Origin of the sequence: Paraburkholderia sp. SIMBA_054 (genome assembly GCF_046534875.1) — a bacterium.
In the GTDB taxonomy this organism is placed as follows: Bacteria; Pseudomonadota; Gammaproteobacteria; order Burkholderiales; family Burkholderiaceae; genus Paraburkholderia; species Paraburkholderia hospita.
In genome coordinates this window covers 1-229 of the sequence record NZ_JAWRXV010001868.1, presented here as the reverse complement: position 1 = coordinate 229, position 229 = coordinate 1, and the positions used below count along the sequence as shown (strand labels likewise).

The 229-nt window shown below is 66.4% G+C and carries 1 pseudogene; it reads left to right on the top strand.

The window, feature by feature from the left end:
• Positions 1-48: 48 nt before the first annotated feature.
• Positions 49-229 (top strand): annotated as a pseudogene (locus tag SB822_RS61525) (TauD/TfdA family dioxygenase); the annotation flags it as partial.

Here is a 229-nt window from a genome sequence, read left to right as displayed (position 1 = left end):
ACTGCGCCGGAACGGCGCTCCGCGAACAGATACGACGAAGAGTTTCCCGTGACGACAGCCTTTGCTCCCACCGCCGCGCACGACGCCGGCGGCGCCATCGCCGATCAGTACATCGAGATTCGCGCTTTCGACGGCCCCGTCGGGGCCGAAGTGCTCGGGCTCGATCTCAGCAAGCCGCTCAGCCCGCAGAACTTCGCGCGCATTCACCGCGCGCATCTCGACCATCATG